The organism is Streptomyces sp. 351MFTsu5.1 (assembly GCF_000383655.1).
Lineage (GTDB): Bacteria > Actinomycetota > Actinomycetes > Streptomycetales > Streptomycetaceae > Streptomyces > Streptomyces griseorubiginosus.
In genome coordinates this window covers 393785-409107 of sequence record NZ_KB911777.1, presented here as the reverse complement: position 1 = coordinate 409107, position 15323 = coordinate 393785, and the positions used below count along the sequence as shown (strand labels likewise).

The 15323-nt window shown below is 71.7% G+C and carries 11 protein-coding genes and 1 riboswitch; of the genes, 6 read left to right on the top strand and 5 right to left on the bottom strand.

All coding sequences use genetic code 11. The features are described 5' to 3' along the window. Window positions 1-9 precede the first annotated feature (9 nt). The gene (locus H295_RS0108420; RefSeq protein WP_020134912.1) at window positions 10-372 is read left to right on the top strand and encodes a hypothetical protein; all 363 of its coding nucleotides are present in this window, start codon (window positions 10-12) and stop codon (window positions 370-372) included. Window positions 373-481: 109 nt separating this feature from the next. On the opposite strand, the gene H295_RS0108415 is transcribed toward H295_RS0108420, so the two are convergent. The 4 genes from H295_RS0108415 to H295_RS0108395 all read right to left on the bottom strand — a co-directional run bounded on the left by H295_RS0108415 (window position 482) and on the right by H295_RS0108395 (window position 8529). After that, window positions 482-4174 (bottom strand): WD40 repeat domain-containing protein, encoded by a 3693-nt coding sequence (locus H295_RS0108415; protein ID WP_020134911.1) that lies wholly within the window; start codon window positions 4172-4174, stop codon window positions 482-484. A 273-nt stretch (window positions 4175-4447) separates the two neighbouring features. Continuing rightward, entirely contained in the window at window positions 4448-5545 is a 1098-nt protein-coding gene (locus H295_RS0108410) for a ricin-type beta-trefoil lectin domain protein (RefSeq protein WP_267974089.1), read from the bottom strand. Window positions 5546-5618: 73 nt separating this feature from the next. Continuing rightward, a complete protein-coding gene (locus H295_RS0108405; RefSeq protein ID WP_020134908.1) occupies window positions 5619-7034 on the bottom strand; it encodes a non-reducing end alpha-L-arabinofuranosidase family hydrolase in 1416 nt (471 codons plus the stop codon). 568 nt (window positions 7035-7602) lie between these two features. After that, the gene (locus H295_RS0108395) at window positions 7603-8529 is read right to left on the bottom strand and encodes a LysR family transcriptional regulator (RefSeq protein ID WP_020134906.1); all 927 of its coding nucleotides are present in this window, start codon (window positions 8527-8529) and stop codon (window positions 7603-7605) included. Window positions 8530-8661: 132 nt separating this feature from the next. On the opposite strand from H295_RS0108395, the gene H295_RS0108390 reads away from it, so the two are divergent. The 5 genes from H295_RS0108390 to H295_RS0108370 all read left to right on the top strand — a co-directional run bounded on the left by H295_RS0108390 (window position 8662) and on the right by H295_RS0108370 (window position 14477). Next, window positions 8662-9780, top strand: a complete 1119-nt coding sequence (locus tag H295_RS0108390) for a PrpF domain-containing protein (protein ID WP_020134905.1) — start codon at window positions 8662-8664, stop codon at window positions 9778-9780. After that, window positions 9777-11240, top strand: coding sequence for a C4-dicarboxylate transporter DctA (gene dctA / locus H295_RS0108385; RefSeq protein ID WP_020134904.1), 1464 nt, complete (start codon window positions 9777-9779; stop codon window positions 11238-11240). The genes H295_RS0108390 and dctA overlap by 4 nt, the downstream gene beginning before the upstream one ends. A gap of 150 nt (window positions 11241-11390) precedes the next feature. Continuing rightward, a riboswitch (cobalamin riboswitch) is annotated at window positions 11391-11567 on the top strand. A 53-nt stretch (window positions 11568-11620) separates the two neighbouring features. Next, the gene (locus tag H295_RS0108380; RefSeq protein ID WP_020134903.1) at window positions 11621-12670 is read left to right on the top strand and encodes an ABC transporter substrate-binding protein; all 1050 of its coding nucleotides are present in this window, start codon (window positions 11621-11623) and stop codon (window positions 12668-12670) included. Next, window positions 12667-13680, top strand: a complete 1014-nt coding sequence (locus H295_RS0108375) for a FecCD family ABC transporter permease (protein WP_020134902.1) — start codon at window positions 12667-12669, stop codon at window positions 13678-13680. The genes H295_RS0108380 and H295_RS0108375 overlap by 4 nt, the downstream gene beginning before the upstream one ends. Further along, window positions 13677-14477: an ABC transporter ATP-binding protein gene (locus H295_RS0108370; RefSeq protein ID WP_020134901.1), complete on the top strand. Its 801-nt coding sequence runs from the start codon at window positions 13677-13679 to the stop codon at window positions 14475-14477. The genes H295_RS0108375 and H295_RS0108370 overlap by 4 nt, the downstream gene beginning before the upstream one ends. 89 nt (window positions 14478-14566) lie before the next feature. On the opposite strand, the gene H295_RS42915 is transcribed toward H295_RS0108370, so the two are convergent. Further along, window positions 14567-15241, bottom strand: a complete 675-nt coding sequence (locus H295_RS42915) for a lysophospholipid acyltransferase family protein (RefSeq protein ID WP_020134900.1) — start codon at window positions 15239-15241, stop codon at window positions 14567-14569. Window positions 15242-15323: the final 82 nt, after the last annotated feature.

The window sequence follows — 15323 nt, the reverse complement described above, 5'->3', positions numbered from 1 at the left end:
ACAGTCTCCATGCGCACTCTCCTCAACAAGGTCACCATCGCCGCGCTCGCGCTGGGCGCCCTGTGCATCGGGCTCGCCGTGCCCGGCACCGCCAGCGCCGACCAGGTCGACAGCGTGCAGCTGCAGGTCTGCAACAACAACCCGCGGCCGATGAGGTTCTTCGTCGTCGGCTACAACCAGTTCCACGACTGGACCGGCTCGCGGTTCTGGGACGTCCAGGCGAACTCCTGCGACACGGCCTGGAACTACTGGTGGCAGACCGACCGCTCCGTCGAGTTCCACTTCGAGCGGTCCAACATCGGCTGGCACACCAACTTCGTGTACGTCCCCCGCCAGTCGGACGGCGGAACCTGGACGTACTCCATCAACTGACGGCTGGAACCCCCTCCACCGCACGCGCCGACCGCGACGTGGTCCTGCTGACACGCCGCGGTCGGCGCGTACCGCGAACGCTCGCGGCGGCACCTGCCGTCAGTCGCCGTCACGTCCGGCACACCCGCCGGTACGGGGCGTCCGGCACGTAGGTGTGCCACTGCGCTCGGCTCAGGGTGGTCCCGGCCGCGCGGGCGCACACCCGTGACAGGGCGTGCGCGGGGTCAAGGTCGTACCTCTGGACGGGGACGTGAGCGCTGCCCGCGTACAGGGTGGTGCCGTCGGCGGCGAAGGCGAGTGTGTACACCGCCTCGCCGGGGGTGGTGAGCAGTGCGCCGATCGGCTGTGCGGTGGGCATGTCCCACAGTTGCAGGCCGCCGCCGTCCCCACCGACCGCCAGGGTGCGCCCGTCGGGACTGAGGGCGAGCGCAGACACCGCCTCCAGCTGGTTGCCGAAGGGCAGCCGGAAGGTGTTGGGCAGCACGGCGAGACGGTGACGGAGACCGCCGTCCCACAGGGTGACCCGGCCCGTCATGTCCCCCGCTGCCAGCCGGGAGCCGTCGGGGGAGAAGGCCAGCGCCCCCAGGGGACTGCCCTGGACGAGGTCCACCGCCCGCGCCCGCCAGGACGGCGGGCGGGCCGCGGTGCCGTCGCCCGCAAGGAGCTGCCCGTCGCCGCGAAGCGCCGGGTCGTGCGCACCGGGGCCGCCGGGCGCCTGGATGCGCCGTCGCGCGCGGGTGTCCCACACCTCGCCGACCCTGCGGTCGTCGCCGCCCAGGCGGGTGAGGTACAGGGTGCGGCCCCGGGGGCCCAGCGCGGCCTCGGTGACGGAGGCGCCGGGTAGGTCGAGTGCGGTGACGAGCCGTTCGTGCCGCACGTCCCAGAGCGTGAAGGACTGGGTGGGAAGCGTGTGTCCGCCGGCGGTGACGCCGTACCCGAGGCGGGTGCCGTCCGTGCTGAACACGAGCAGCACGTCGATGTCGAGGGCCGGAACGGACGGTATGCGGGCCGGGAGCGCGGGGAAGGTGTGCAGCACGTGTCCGTCGGCGGTGCTGCGCAGGCGGATGAGATAGCGGTCGCGGGTGAGCTCGGCGGTGGCGCAGGTGCGGCCGTCGGGGCTGAGTACGACGTCGCTCTGGCCGTTCGGCTGCCAGGACCGCGTGACGGCGGCGCCGACGTCGAGGGTGTGGACCGTTCCGCCCTCCAGATAGCGCAGGGTGTGGCCCTCCAGGCGCAGGGCCGGGTCGAGGCCGAGTTCCTGGTTGTCGAGCGGGGCCCGGAACACAGGCCTGTCCGGGGCGGTCAGCCGCCACACCTGCACTTCCTGGGGCGTGGCCAGGGTCAGGAACGCGCCGTCCGCGGTGAAGGCCATGTCCCGAGCGCCGGAAACGTTCAGGTCGGCGATCCGGCGGCCGGATCGCAGGTCCCAGACGCGGACGCCCGCTCCGGTGACTGCGGCCATCCGGCCCGCGCCGACGGTGAGCTGCGTGTCACCGATGCGGCACGGCCGGTCCTGCTGCCAGGCACCGCTCAGCGGCCGGTGCGCCACGGTGTCCCACAGGCTCGGTGACCGCTCGGCGGGGCAGGCCGCCACGTAACGTCCGTCCTCACTGACCGCGCCGGCCGTGGACTGCCGCGCCGGTGCCTCGAACAGGGCACGGCCGTCCGTGACCGAGTCGAGGTGCAGGCTCTTGTCGTCGGTGACGAGAAAGGTGCGGCCGTCGGCGGTGAGGTGCACGTCGCCCAGGCCGGGGAAGACCGCGGAGTCGGCGGTCCACCGGCCGCGAGCGGTGTCCCACAGCCGTGTCCCGCCCGGGCCGGTGAGCGCCACGACGCGGGCGTGCGGGCCGACCGCGCTCACCATGCCCGCGGGCAGTCCGCCCTCGCCGGTACGCCGATGGCCGGCGACGTCCCAGGTGCGCCACCTGCCGCCCGCCGCGCTGAACAGCGTCCGCCCGTCGTCGGTCAGCCGCCGCTGGGGCGTGTTGCCGGGTGTCGGGTCCGTGAAGGTGTCCGACTGGGGCTGGACGAGGGAGCCGAGCAGGGCCCGGCGGGTCTCGGGCAGCCGTGCGATGCGCCAGGACGCGGCGCCCAGCAGCAGCGCGGTGCGGGGGTCGGTGCCGCGCAGCCCCTCGGCGGCGGACGCGACGCGGCGGGCCGCGTCCTGGGTCCGCCGCACCAGGACGTCGTCGTGTTCCCGCCAGACCGCGAAGGCCGTCAGCAGTGCCACCGCCAGCACGGCCGACAGCGACCGGGTCAGGATGCGGTGGCGGCGGTCGATCCGGGCGGCGGCACGCTGTTCCGCCTCACGCGCATCGAGGGAGGCGGTGAGGAAGGAGCGCTCGTGCTCCGTGAGGGCCGGATGGTCTGCGGGGTCCGGGAAGTGCTCCGTCGCCCTTGCCAGTCGGGCGCCCCGGTACAGGGTGCCCGTGCAACGGCCGTGTTCCTGCCAGGCGCGGGCCGCTTCGGTGAGCGTCCGGTGGTGGCGCAGGCGCTCGCGGTCCTCCTCGATCCAGGCGTGGAACCGGGGCCAGCCGGTGATGAGTGCTTCGTGGGCGAGCTGCACGCCGTCCGCGTCGGCGGTCAGCAGCCGTGCACGGGTCAGCCGTTCCGTCACCACGTGAGCGTCCGGGCACTGCGACATCTCCTCATGGGTGAGCGGCCGCCGGGTGTCGGGTGTGCCCCGGCCCGGTACGACCATGCGCAGCAGCAGATGCCGGGCGGCCTGCGCCTGCTGGGGCGACAGGGTGCCGTACACCTCCTCGGCGGTGGCGCCGATCGCCCCGTGCAGTCCGCCGGCGGCCTGGTATCCGTCGAGGGTCAGCAACCGGCCCCGGCGGCGCCGCCAGGTCTCCAGGAGGACGTGCGAGAGCATCGGCAGGCTGCCCGGCTCGGCCTGGACCTCCTCGACCAGACGGGCGGTCAGGGCGCGCTCCACCAGGCAGCCGGCGGCCTGCGCCGGTCCGACGACCGCCTCGCGCAGTTCCTCGGCGGTCATCGGGCACAGCAGCAGCCCGGACTCGTTCAGGACCTGGGCGAGCGCGGGGTGCTCGGCGCAGCGGGCGTAGAAGTCGGCGCGCACGGCGACCAGCACCCGCAGCCTGCTGTCCGGCTCCCGGGCGGCCAGCAGCATCACGATGAACCGGGAGCGCTCCCGCGCGTCGTCGCAGAGGGTGAAGACCTCCTCGAACTGGTCCACCACGACCCAGCTCTCGGGCTCGTCCGGGCCGGGATCGAGAAGGTGGGCGTACGTGGTCGCCGGGGCGGCACCCGGGGTGAGGATCCGCAGTGCGGCCGGGGAAGGCCGTGCGGCGAGTTCCTCACGCAACCGCGGCAGCAGCCCGGCGCGCAGCAGGGAGGACTTGCCGCTGCCGGAGGGGCCGAAGAGCAACGCGAACCGGTGTCCGCACACCAGCTTGCCCAGGTCCGCCAGCATCCGGTCACGACCGAAGAACAGGTGCCGGTCGTCCGGCTCGAACCGGGCGAGACCGCGGTAAGGGGCCGGACCTGTGTCCAGGGGCTCAGCCGGCACCCGGTCGGCCTCCTCCTGGGCCTCCGCCCAGCGCAGCCGCCACGGTTCCGGATCGCCTCCGCAGGCCCGCACGTACGCCTCGACGGCGGCGAGGGCGGGCAGACGGTCCCCGGAGGCGGCCTGTGACAGCGTTGTCGCCCCGCAGCCGACCGTCTTCGCCATCGTCCGGTACGAGGGGCTGCCGGCGGCGACGCGCAGCTGCCGCAGCTCATGCGCGAACCGCGCGACCGGCCCGGCCGACGGGTCCAGGGGTCTTTCGGGGCGCCCCATGGGCTCGTACCTCCGCGCATCGGATGAAAGCGACTCGGATGAAAGCGACATCGAGTGACACCGGCAGCGATGACCATAAATGGCGGGTGATGGCCGCCGAATTAATTGCGGGTGACAAGCGAGAGGGCGATCAACCGCACGAAGGTGACCCGGCCGTTGCAGCGGCCTACGGATCAACTCCCGCCTTGCCAGTGCCTCGGTCTGTGCGGAGCCCGGGAGCGGGAACCCGGGAGACCCGCCTGCGGTGGCCCCGGGTTCCCGCTCATGGACGGCTCACCCAGGGGTCAGAGCGGTCCACTTCTGGTTGGAGCCGTTGTTGCAGTCCCACAACTGGAGCTGTGTGCCATCGGCCGTGGAGGAGCCGGGAACATCGAGGCAGCGGCCGGAGGCGGGATTGCGGTAGCCGCCGTTGTAGACCTGCCAGACCTGGTTGGAGCCGCCGTGGCAGGTCCACAGCTGGACCTTGGTGCCGTTCGCGGTGGCCCCGCCGGCGGCGTCGAGGCATTTGCCCAGGGAGCGCAGGGTGCCGTCGGTGTAGGAGGACCAGTACTGGTTGGCGCCGTCACCGCAGCTCCAGGTCTGGACGCCGGTCCCGTCGGCGGTGCCCGCGCCGTTGACGTCCAGGCACTTGCCGGCGATGCCGGACTGTACGCGTGCGGGGGCCGGGGCGGGGTTCCTCAGCCACCCGGCGCTGTCCGCGGCCTGAACACCGCGGTGGAAGGCGTCGGCCATCTTCTGGTAGCCGGCGTCGTTGGGATGCAGGGGATCGGCCAGGTCGGCCGTGGTCAGGCTGCTCATGTCGACATAGGCGACATGCTTGCCCGCTGCCTGGGCGTCGCTGACGATACGCGGGACGGCCTGGTTGTACGCGCCGCGGAACTGCTCCTCCGAGCTGCTGGTGGACACGACGAGGGAGGCGACGAGCACGGTCGCGTCGGGAACGTCGGCGGTGATCTGGTTGACCAGCGACCTCAGCCCTGCGATGGCGCTGTCGACCCCGGAGGCTCCTTGCAGGTCGTTGGTCCCGATGTGCAGCGTCACGACGTTGGGCCGGTAGCGGGTCAACGTGGCGTCCGCGAGGGCGGCGATCTGGTCGATGCGGTAGCCGGAGTGACCCTCGTTGTCGGGATCGGACATCGACCCGCCCCGCAACGTACCGACGAAGTCCAGCGGATGGCCGTCCGCCGCCAACTCGTTCCACAACGCGCTTCGGTAGCCGTTGCCTGTACTGCTCCCCACGCCCCACGTGATCGAGTCGCCCAACGGCATGACTCGCAAAGGTGTGTTGGGGGCGGCGGAGGCGGGGGTCACGCCTGACACCGTCGCCCCGAGCGCGGCGGCGACGAGGGAGACGAGGGAGACGAGTAACATCCTGGGCTTTCTCATGCAGTGTCCTCTTCTACGAGTGATTGCGGGGCCGTTGCCGTGATGGGGACGGGTCGGGTCAGCGCTGCAGGGTGAGCAGGCCAGGCCGGTACGGCAGTTGGATGTAGGGGGTGCCCGACGGGGTGTTCGGGGACAGGCCCTGGTAGAGGAGCTGCAGGTTGCACGGGTCGACGGTCATGGTCTGGTCGGGGTTGTTGCGGACCAGGTCGCCGTGGCTGATGTCGTTGGTCCAGGTCGCACCGCTGTTGGCCTTGCCCGCGAAGGGGTTGCTCTCGGTGGCGGCCTGCGGGGTCCACGGGCCGTCCAGGCTCGAGGCGGTGAACGAGCGGAAGAACCGCTGCTCACTCGCGCCGCGGGCCTCGACGATCATGAGGTACTGGTTCTGGTCCTGCACCTTGTAGACCTGGGGCGCCTCGAACAGGTTCTTCACTGTGTCGCTCATGACCGTCGTGTACGACGAGCCGAAGCTGGCCGGGAAGTTTCCTATCGGCATGGCCGACCTGTAGATCTTGCCGTTGTCACCGGCGAAGAACATGTACATGTTCTGGCCGTCGGCGATCAGGGTCGGGTCGATCGCGCTGCCGTCGGGGACGCTGCCGGTGAACAGAGGCTGTGCCGCGGACCAGCTGTTGGCGTTCGTGGGATCGCTCGACGTGCGGTAGACGAACGGCCATTGGGTGCCCCACCCGTTGGAGGTCAGCACCCAGATGTTCTTGGGCGCGAAGTAGAACAGGGTGGGAGCCACCGCGCCCTGACTCATCAGGTTCTGGCCGGACGAGGCCATGTCCGACCAGTTGGTGAAGGGGCTGAACGCCATCGACTTCCACGACGAGCCGTCCGAGACGGTCGCGTACACGAGGTGCCTGCCGTTGTAGGTGACGGTGGTGAAGTCCTTCAGGGCGGCCCACCCGTTCGCCGGCTGGGCCAGCGGGCCGGTCGAGCTCCACCGGTAGGTCGACGGAAGGGTGCAGGTGCTGCCCGACGGCGCGGACAGGCCGGTCCACTTCTGGTTGGCCGCCCCGTTGCAGTTCCAGAGCTGCACGGCCGAGCCGTTGGACGTCGCGCCGCCCGACACGTCCAGGCACAGGCCGGACTCCACGGCGACGATCGTGCCGTCGGACTTGACCTGCCACTGCTGGTTGGTGCCGCCGGTGCAGGACCAGATCACCGGTCGGGTGCCGGCCGTGGTGGCATGGCCCGGAACGTCGAGGCACTTGTTGCCGTACACGGTCAGCTGGTTGGTGTCCGTGAGGGTCCACTGCTGGTTGGTCCCGCCCCAGCAGTCGTAGATCTGAAGGCTCGTCCCGTCGGTCTGGGCGGCCCCCGGTATGTCGAGGCACCGGCCGGAGCCGACGCCGCGCACGGCGCCTGTGGTGGCTGCCTGTGCCGGATCGGCGATCAGCAGGGCTGCTACGGCGGTGAGAGCCGCGAGCACCACGGACAGGTGCTTACGGCCTGCTGTACGTCTGAGCATGGGGTCCTCGTTTCAGAGTGCGCGGTTCCGGTCAGCCCATGGCTGTTCGACATGTCGAACAATGGTCGAAGGGTCGCGCAGGCGAAAGGCGGAACAGGGGCGATCCACTTCACTCATACATGGGATGGATTAGCGGGTAAGGGGGTGGTCGGTGTCTAGCCCTGCGACAAAGATTGCAGCGTTGAGGCGCTAGAAGTCTGATTCGCTTCCTGGACAACCTTGTCAAACATGGGGTGTTTTGTAGAAGCGGTGGAGGTGATGTGGGCGCGCGGACACAGGTTGGCCCGCACGTCTGAGACATCCGCCGCCGGTCGCCGTGAGCAGCGTGGTGCCGCGGCCGGAGTGATCGGGGAGGCAGGCGCGCCGGCGCCGCTGCGCCAGGCTCAGGTGGAAGTCCAGTGCCGGCAGGAGTGGTCGAGACCGAGATCGAGATCGAGGTCACCACCGTCCTGGCCGGTTCGGGCGCCGGCCGGTGCCGGCCCGTCGCAGTGAGCGTTCCAGCCGGCCCTCGCACCGCTGAACCGCCGGTGGACCGGGGCCACGCTGAGCATGCGTCATGGAGCGGCGGTCAGGGCTGCTCCGGCACGCTCCCACCCCCGGCGGCCGCCGCGCTGTCCCGCAGAAAGCCCACGAAGGCCTCGGCGGCCGGGGTCAGGGCGTGGTCGCTCATGCGGACGAGGAGGATGCGGCGCACCGGGGCGGGAGGCAGCAGCGGCAGGACGCTGACGCCGCCGCGGATGCCTTCCAGGGCCAGGGTGGGGGCGAGGGCGACGCCGATGCCGGCCGCGACCATCGCCTGGGCCTCCTGGTAGTCGTGCGCCTCGTAGGCGATCTGCGGCTCGAAACCGGCCGTACGGCAGCTGCGGGCCAGGGCCTCGGCCACCGGGTGGTTCTCCGCACGGGTGATCCAGGCGTCCTCCGCGAAGTCGGCGAGGGCGGCGGAGGCGCGGCCGGCGAGGGGGTGGTCCGCACCGACGAGGAGCGCCGGAGGGTCGTCGACGAGCGAGGTGACCACGATGTCCTCGCGGTCGATGCGGTTCCAGTCGTAGTCCCACATCAGGGACATCTCGATCTCGCGGTTCTCCAGCATCGCCCACAGTCCCGCGATCCGGGCGCTGCGCACCGTCAGCCGTACGTCGGGGTGCGTGCGGCGGAAGGCGATCACCGCCCGGGGGAGCAGGGACGCGCCGACGGTGGGGAAGGTTCCGACCCGCAGGGTGCCCGCCCGCAGTCCCGCGAAGTCGGCGAGTTCGTTCTCCGCGGCCGTCAGTTCGCGCTCGATCCGCTTTCCCCGCTCGGCCAGCGCGCGCCCCGCGTCGGTCAGGGTGACGCCCCGCGCATGACGCTCGAGCAGGGGTTGTCCGGCTTCCGCTTCCAGTCGGCTGACCTGCTGCGACACCGCTGACGGCGTGTAGTTGAGGGCGCGTGCGGTGGCCGTCACCGAGCCCCGGCGGGCGACCTCCGTGAAGAGCAGAATGCGCCGGACGTCGAGCATCCCGCCACCTCCAGCGTTCAGTTCACGTTAATACCCATGCAGATTTTCGAGATTGTACTTCACGCTGCCCGCGCCCACTGTGGATCGCAGCCCGCACGGAGATGCCGTCGGGATGTCCCTGAGGAGTCCGTTGTGTTGCGTGTGCAGGGCGAGATGATCCGCGGCGGAACCAGCAAGTGCTGGATCTTCGACCACCACGACGTGGTGGCGACCGGCGTGGACGCCGACACCCTGCTGCTCGCCGCCTACAATGCCGCGGACCCCCGCCAGATCGACGGCGTCGGCGGCGCCTCCTCCACCACCTCCAAGGCGGCGATCGTCCGGACCTCGACGAAGCCGGACGTCGACGTCGAGTACGCCTTCGCGCAGGTCGGCATCGGCGACGCGCGGGTGGAGTGGACCAGCAACTGCGGCAACTGCGCCACCGCCGTGGCCCTGTACGCCGTCCACCACCACCTGGTGCCTCTCGGACCGGAGTCGACCACCGTACGGATGCTCAACATCAACACCGGGGCCCGGCTCAGCGGCACCATCCCCACCCCGGGCGGGACCGCCCCCGACGCGGGGACGGCCCGGGTGCCGGGCACCGCCGCACTCGGCGTGCCGGTGCTCCTCGGCTTCGAGGACCCCGCCGGTACGTCGACCGGCCGGGCCCTGCCGACCGGCCACGCCCTGGACACGCTGACCGGGGCCACCGGCACCGTCGAGGCCTCCCTGGTCGACGCCGGCGCCCCGGCGGCGCTGTTCGAGGCCAAGGCGTTCGGCCTCGACGGCACCGAGTCCCTCGCCGACTTCGCCACGGCGGTGCCCGCCCTCACCGTGCTGCGCCGGCAGGCCGCCCTGGCCATGGGGCTGGTCAAGGAGAGCGACCCCGTCAGCCACGCCGTCCCGAAGGTCGGAGTGGTCGCCCGCCCTGTCACTTACCGCACCACCGATGGCACCCTCGTCCCACAGGACGAGTACGACCTGGCCGTGCGCATGGTCTCCATGCACGCGCCCCACCCGGCGATCGGTCTCACCTCGGCCGTAGCCCTGGCCACCGCTGCCGCCATCCCCGGCACCCTCGCCCACCGCGTCGCCCGGCAGACCGCCGACGGCTCGCTGCGGCTGGGCACCCCGGCCGGTGTCATCACCGCCCGAGCCGTCCCCGCGAAGGAGGGTGCGTCCCCCACGGTGCTGCTGCACCGCGCCGCCCGCCGCATCGCCCGAGCCGAACTCCTCGTTCCCGTCCTGGAAGGACGCCCCGCATGAGCCGCAACGACGCCGCCCCGGGTACCGTCGACGCACCACCGAGCCGCCTGCGCGGTCTGCTGTCCCTGCTCTACGTCCAGTGCCTGATCGGCGTCCTGGCCGGGGCCGCCGTCGGCGCGCTGTGGCCGTCGTTCGGAGCCGACCTCAAACCGCTGGGCGACGGGTTCATCGCGCTGGTCCGCATGATGATCGCGCCCGTCATCTTCTGTACCGTCGTCCACGGCATCGCCTCCATGGGCAACGCCCGTGCCGTCGGCCGGGTCAGCCTCAAGGCGCTCATCTACTTCGAGGTCCTGACGACCGTCGCCATGGTGATCGGGCTGGTCGTGGTGAACGTCGTCCAGCCCGGCAGCGGGCTGCACGTCGACCCCTCGACCCTGTCGACCAAGGGGCTGCCGCCGGAGGCGACCGCGAGCCACGAGAGCGTTTCCGCGTTCCTGCTCGCCATGATCCCGGACACCCTGCTCAGCGCGCTGACCGGCCACGAGATCCTGCCCGTGCTGTTGGTCTCGGTGCTGTTCGGCTTCGGCCTGAACGCCGCGGGCGAGGCGGGCGCGGGGATCATCCAGGGCATCGAGAAGCTCTCCAGGGTCCTGTTCACGCTGATCCGCTGGATCATGCGGCTGGCCCCCATCGGCGCCTTCGGCTCCATGGCCTTCACCATCGGCAACTACGGCCTGGACACCCTGCGCCACCTCTTCCTGCTGGTCGGCTCCTTCTGGCTCACCGCCCTGTTCTTCGTCCTGGTCGTGCTCGGCACCGTCATGCGCCTCAACGGCCTGCGCCTGCTGCCCTTCCTCCGCTACATCAAGGAAGAGCTGCTGATCGTGCTGGGCACCTCGTCCTCCGAGCCGGTGCTGCCCCGCATGATGGCCAAGCTCCAGCACGCCGGTGCCTCGAAGCCGGTGGTCGGGATCACGCTGCCCGCCGGGTACTCCTTCAACCTCGACGGCACCGCCATCTACCTGACCATGGGCTCGGTCTTCCTCGCCCAGGCCCTCGGCATCGACCTCAGCCTCACCCAGCAGCTGTCCATGCTCGCCGTCATGCTGCTGACCTCCAAGGGCGCGGCCGGGGTGACCGGTTCCGGCTTCATCGCCCTCGCGGCCACTCTCAGCGCCGTACCGCATGTGCCCGTCGCCGCGCTGGCCCTGATCTTCGGCATCGACCGGTTCATGTCCGAGGCCCGCGCCCTGACCAGCGTCGTCGGCAACGGCGTCGCCACCCTCGCGGTCGCCAAGTGGGAGGGACAACTCGACGAGGAACGCGCCAGGGCCGTGCTGCGCGGCGAGATCCCGTACACCTCCACGCCGTCCGGAGCACAGCCCGAACCGGCGTCCGACCCGCAGGCCGGGGCGCCCGAGGACACGGACCCGAAGGCCGCGGCCGGTGGGGCCGGGGACACCGACCCGAAGGTGGCGGCAGGGGCGGGCCGTGAGCCGGTGCCAGCCGCCGGCTGACCCACCCCGCACCGCCGGTCCGGAGCACGCGCTCCGGACCGGCTCTTTCGCGGGTGACGGCTGTCGCGCCTCGGAGTACGGCACACGCGGACGCCCCACGATCGTGCCGTACCCCGTCACGGACCGCAGCGTCCGAGCATGCGACGGGCTTGGTAGCCTCGTCGGGCCAGTCGAGCCACATCCGAGGCCAGGGAATCCGGTGCGAATCCGGAACTGACGCGCAGCGGTGAGGGGGACGGGCGGGGCACGACGCCACTGGGAGACCGGGAAGGCGTCCCGTCCGGACGAACCCGAGTCCGAAGACCTGCTGGCACCTCCGCGCCCCGGCGCGGGGGACGTCCGTAGGCCAGGCTCCGCGTAAGAGCCCCGACTCCTAAGGCATGCCCGTGCTCCGCACCCCCGTCCTGCTCCGTACCCCGGCGCTCCTGCTCGTGTCAGCCCTGCTGCTCACCGCGTGCGGTGCGTCCGACGCGAACGACCCGAAGTCGCAGGAGGCCGCCGCCGGTTACCCGGTGACCCTCGACAACTGCCGTCGCGAGATCACCCTGACGTCGGCCCCGAAGCGGGCCGTCTCCCTCAACCAGGGCTCCACCGAGATCCTGCTGTCCCTCGGCCTCGCCAACCGGACGGCGGGTACGGCGACTTGGACCGACCCGGTGATGAAGGGCCTGGAGAAGGCCAACGCCTCCGTGCCGCGCCTCGCCGACAACAACCCCTCCTTCGAGAAGGTCCTGGACGCCCGGCCCGACTTCGTCACGGCCTCGTTCGTCTCCACCCTCGGCAGGGGCGGGGTCGCCACCCGCGAGCAGTTCGAGAAGCTCGGGGTGCCGACGTACGTCTCGCCCTCCGACTGCTCCGCGGGCAAGGACAACGCCGGCGGCGGCGACGGGTCGCGCAGCGAACCGCTCACCCTCGACGTCGTCTACGGCGAAATACGCGACCTCGCCCGCGCGTTCGGTGTCGAGGAGCGCGGCGAGAGGCTCGTCGCCTCGCTGAAGAAGCGGGTGAGCACGGCCACCGCCGGGATCGACGCCTCGGACGTCTCCCTGATGTACTGGTTCGCCAACTCCCAGTCGCCCTACCTCGCCGGCTGCTGCGGCGCGCCGGGTGCCATCACCCGTGCGGTCGGTTCGCGGAACGCCTTCGCCGACACCCACGACGAGTGGCCCCAGATCAACTGGGAGACGGTCGCGGACCGCGACCCCGACGTCATCGTGATCGGCGACCTGACCCGCAAGCAGCAGACCGCGGAGACCGCCGAGGCGAAGATCCGGTTCCTGGAGACCAACCCCGCCACCCGCAACCTGACCGCCGTGCGCAAGAAGCGCTACGTCCTGCTGTCCGGCCAGGCCATGAACCCGTCCGTCCGCACGGTCGAGGGCATCGAGAAGGTGGCGGCGGGACTGCGGGACTTCGGACTCGCCAAGTGACCCTCCGTACACCGCTGTTGGCCGGCGGGGGCCTGGTCGCGCTGCTCGCGTCGATCGCCGTCGCCGTGACGATCGGACCGGCGGACATCTCGACAGGGGACGTGTGGGCCGCCGTCGCGGCCCATCTCGGCGTCGGCGACGGCACGTCGGCGCCGCTGCGGGACGGCATCGTCTGGGATCTGCGCATGCCGCGCACGCTGCTTGCCGCCGTGTGCGGGGCCGGGTTCGCGGTCTGTGGGGCGGTGATGCAGTCGCTGCTGCGCAATCCGCTCGCCGACCCCTTCGTCCTCGGTGTCTCCTCCGGGGCGTCCACGGGAGCGGTCGCCGTGGTCGTGCTGGGAGTGGGCGGGGGAGTGGTGTCCCTGTCGGCGGGCGCCTTCCTCGGCGCGCTGCTCTCCTTCGCCCTGGTCCTCCTGCTCAGCCACACCCTCGGCGGCAGCACCGACCGGGTGGTGCTGTCCGGGGTGGCCGCGATGCAGCTGTTCTCCGCGCTGACCTCGTTCGTCGTCCTGACCTCCGCCGACGCGGAGACCACCCGGGGCGTGCTGTTCTGGCTGCTGGGCTCGCTCGCCGGCGCCGACTGGGGCCAGGTGCTGCTCTGTTCGGGCGTCCTGGCGGGGGTCCTCGTCGTGTGCCTCGGGTACGCCCGTACGCTCGACGCGTTCGCCTTCGGTGACGAGGCCGCCGCCGGACTCGGGGTCCGGGTCGCCCGTACCCGCATGGTCCTGCTCTGCGCGACCGCGCTGCTCACCGCCGCCCTGGTCAGCTGTGCGGGGGCGATCGGCTTCGTCGGCCTGGTCCTCCCGCACGCCACCCGTGCCCTCACCGGCGCGGGCCACGCCCGCCTCCTGCCCGTCACCGCGCTGACGGGCGCCGTGTTCCTGGTCTGGGTGGACACGCTGGCCCGTACCGTCCTCGACCCCCAGGAGGTCCCGGTGGGCGTGGTGACGTCCCTCATCGGCGTGCCCGCGTTCGTGGCCGTGCTCTACCGCGGAAGGAGAAGGGTGTGACCGGCCTGCACGCGGACCGTGTCGTACGGCGCCTCGCCGACCGGCTCGTGGTCGACGGCGTCACCCTCGCTCTGCGTCCCGGGGAGACGGTCGGACTGCTGGGCCCCAACGGGTCCGGGAAATCAACGTTGTTGAGGCTGCTGGCCGGGGTCCTCGCGCCCACCGCCGGAGTCGTGGCCCTCGACGGACGCCCGCTGCCGGAGGTCGGCCGACGCGCCACCGCCCGCCGGATCGCCACCGTCGAGCAGCATGCCGACACCGGGACCGAACTGACCGTCCAGGACGTCGTGGCCCTGGGCCGCATCCCGCACCGGCGTGCCTGGACCCCGCCGACGGCGGCCGACGCCGCGGCCGTCACCGAGGCGCTGGCCCGCACCGGCCTGACCGACCGGGCCGCCCAGTCCTGGCACACCCTGTCCGGTGGCGAACGCCAACGCGCCCAGATCGCCCGCGCGCTCGCCCAGCAACCCCGCGAGCTGCTCCTCGACGAACCCACCAACCACCTCGACATCCAGCACCAGTTGGATCTGCTGACCCTTGTGGTGAGCCTTCCGGTCACCACCGTGATCGCCCTGCACGACCTCAACCTCGCCGCGATGTACTGCGACCGCCTCCTCGTCCTGCGAGAGGGCCGTGCGGTGGCCGAGGGCACACCGGCCGAGGTCCTGACACCCGCCCTCATCGAACAGGTCTACGGCGTCCGGGCCGAGGTCACCCATGACCCCGGCCACCCCTCGATCCGCTTCCTGCGTCCAGCGGCCCCGGACCGACTCCTGCCGACCACAGGAAGGGGGTGACGGACGACGTCCCGACCGCGAACTGAGCCAGTGCAGACTCTCAAGGAGGGGCAAATTCAAGGGGGGTAGACCTCGGCTCCGCGCCGGTCCTACGACGAGCGGCAGTCGTGTGACCGATGGGACGTCACCTGGTCGACCGCCTGCCGCCAGGCCCGCTGGACGGCGGTGTGCAGGTGTGCGGTGGCGTCGGGGAGGTCGCCGGTGAGGTGGATGGGGTCGGCCACGTGGACGTGCAGGGCCGGGCGACGCAGCGGTGCGGTCAGCAGGCCGCCGATCTGCTTCGGCACGCTGCCGGAGATGATCCGTCGGGCCCCGGCGTGCCCGAGCGGGACGACGGGGGCGCCGGTGGCGAGTGCGAGACGGGCGACGCCGGTGCGCAGGGATGCGGGGGCGCGGTCGGCGGAGTCCCGGCGCCGTGGGATGCGGCCCTCGGGGTAGATCACCACGACCCGGCCGTCGGCGAGTGCCTGGGACGCGAGATCGAGTGCCGCGGCCGCCTGCCGGCTCCCACGGTGAACCGGTATGTGGCCTTCCCTGCTGAGGAGTCGGCCCAGGACGGGGACTCTCCAGAGTCCGGCGGCGGCAAGGACGACGGGCTCGGTGCCCAGACCGCGCAGCGCGGTCAGGACGACGCCGGGATCGATCAGCGCGGTGTGGTTGGGCGCCACCACGCTGCCGGGGGCGATCGTGCCGACCGTACCGGTGGTCACGGACAGCCGGCCGAGGACGGGGACCACGGTGCGGGCGAGGGTGGTGAGAAGCACGAGCTGCCGTTCCTTCGGTGTGGCGGAAGCCGGACGCTGCCTGCCTACCTGCCTGGCGTGCAGGTGATCGTCATCGTGGCAC

Excerpts from the sequence above, each read along its gene's own strand:
- H295_RS0108415 (WP_020134911.1), bottom strand. The coding sequence starts at position 4,174 with ATGGGGCGCCCCGAAAGACCCCTGGACCCGTCGGCCGGGCCGGTCGCG.
- H295_RS0108380 (WP_020134903.1), top strand. The coding sequence starts at position 11,621 with ATGCCCGTGCTCCGCACCCCCGTCCTGCTCCGTACCCCGGCGCTCCTG.
- H295_RS0108395 (WP_020134906.1), bottom strand. The coding sequence starts at position 8,529 with ATGCTCGACGTCCGGCGCATTCTGCTCTTCACGGAGGTCGCCCGCCGG.
- dctA (WP_020134904.1), top strand. The coding sequence starts at position 9,777 with ATGAGCCGCAACGACGCCGCCCCGGGTACCGTCGACGCACCACCGAGC.
- H295_RS0108420 (WP_020134912.1), top strand. The coding sequence starts at position 10 with ATGCGCACTCTCCTCAACAAGGTCACCATCGCCGCGCTCGCGCTGGGC.
- H295_RS0108410 (WP_267974089.1), bottom strand. The coding sequence starts at position 5,545 with ATGTTACTCGTCTCCCTCGTCTCCCTCGTCGCCGCCGCGCTCGGGGCG.
- H295_RS0108405 (WP_020134908.1), bottom strand. The coding sequence starts at position 7,034 with ATGCTCAGACGTACAGCAGGCCGTAAGCACCTGTCCGTGGTGCTCGCG.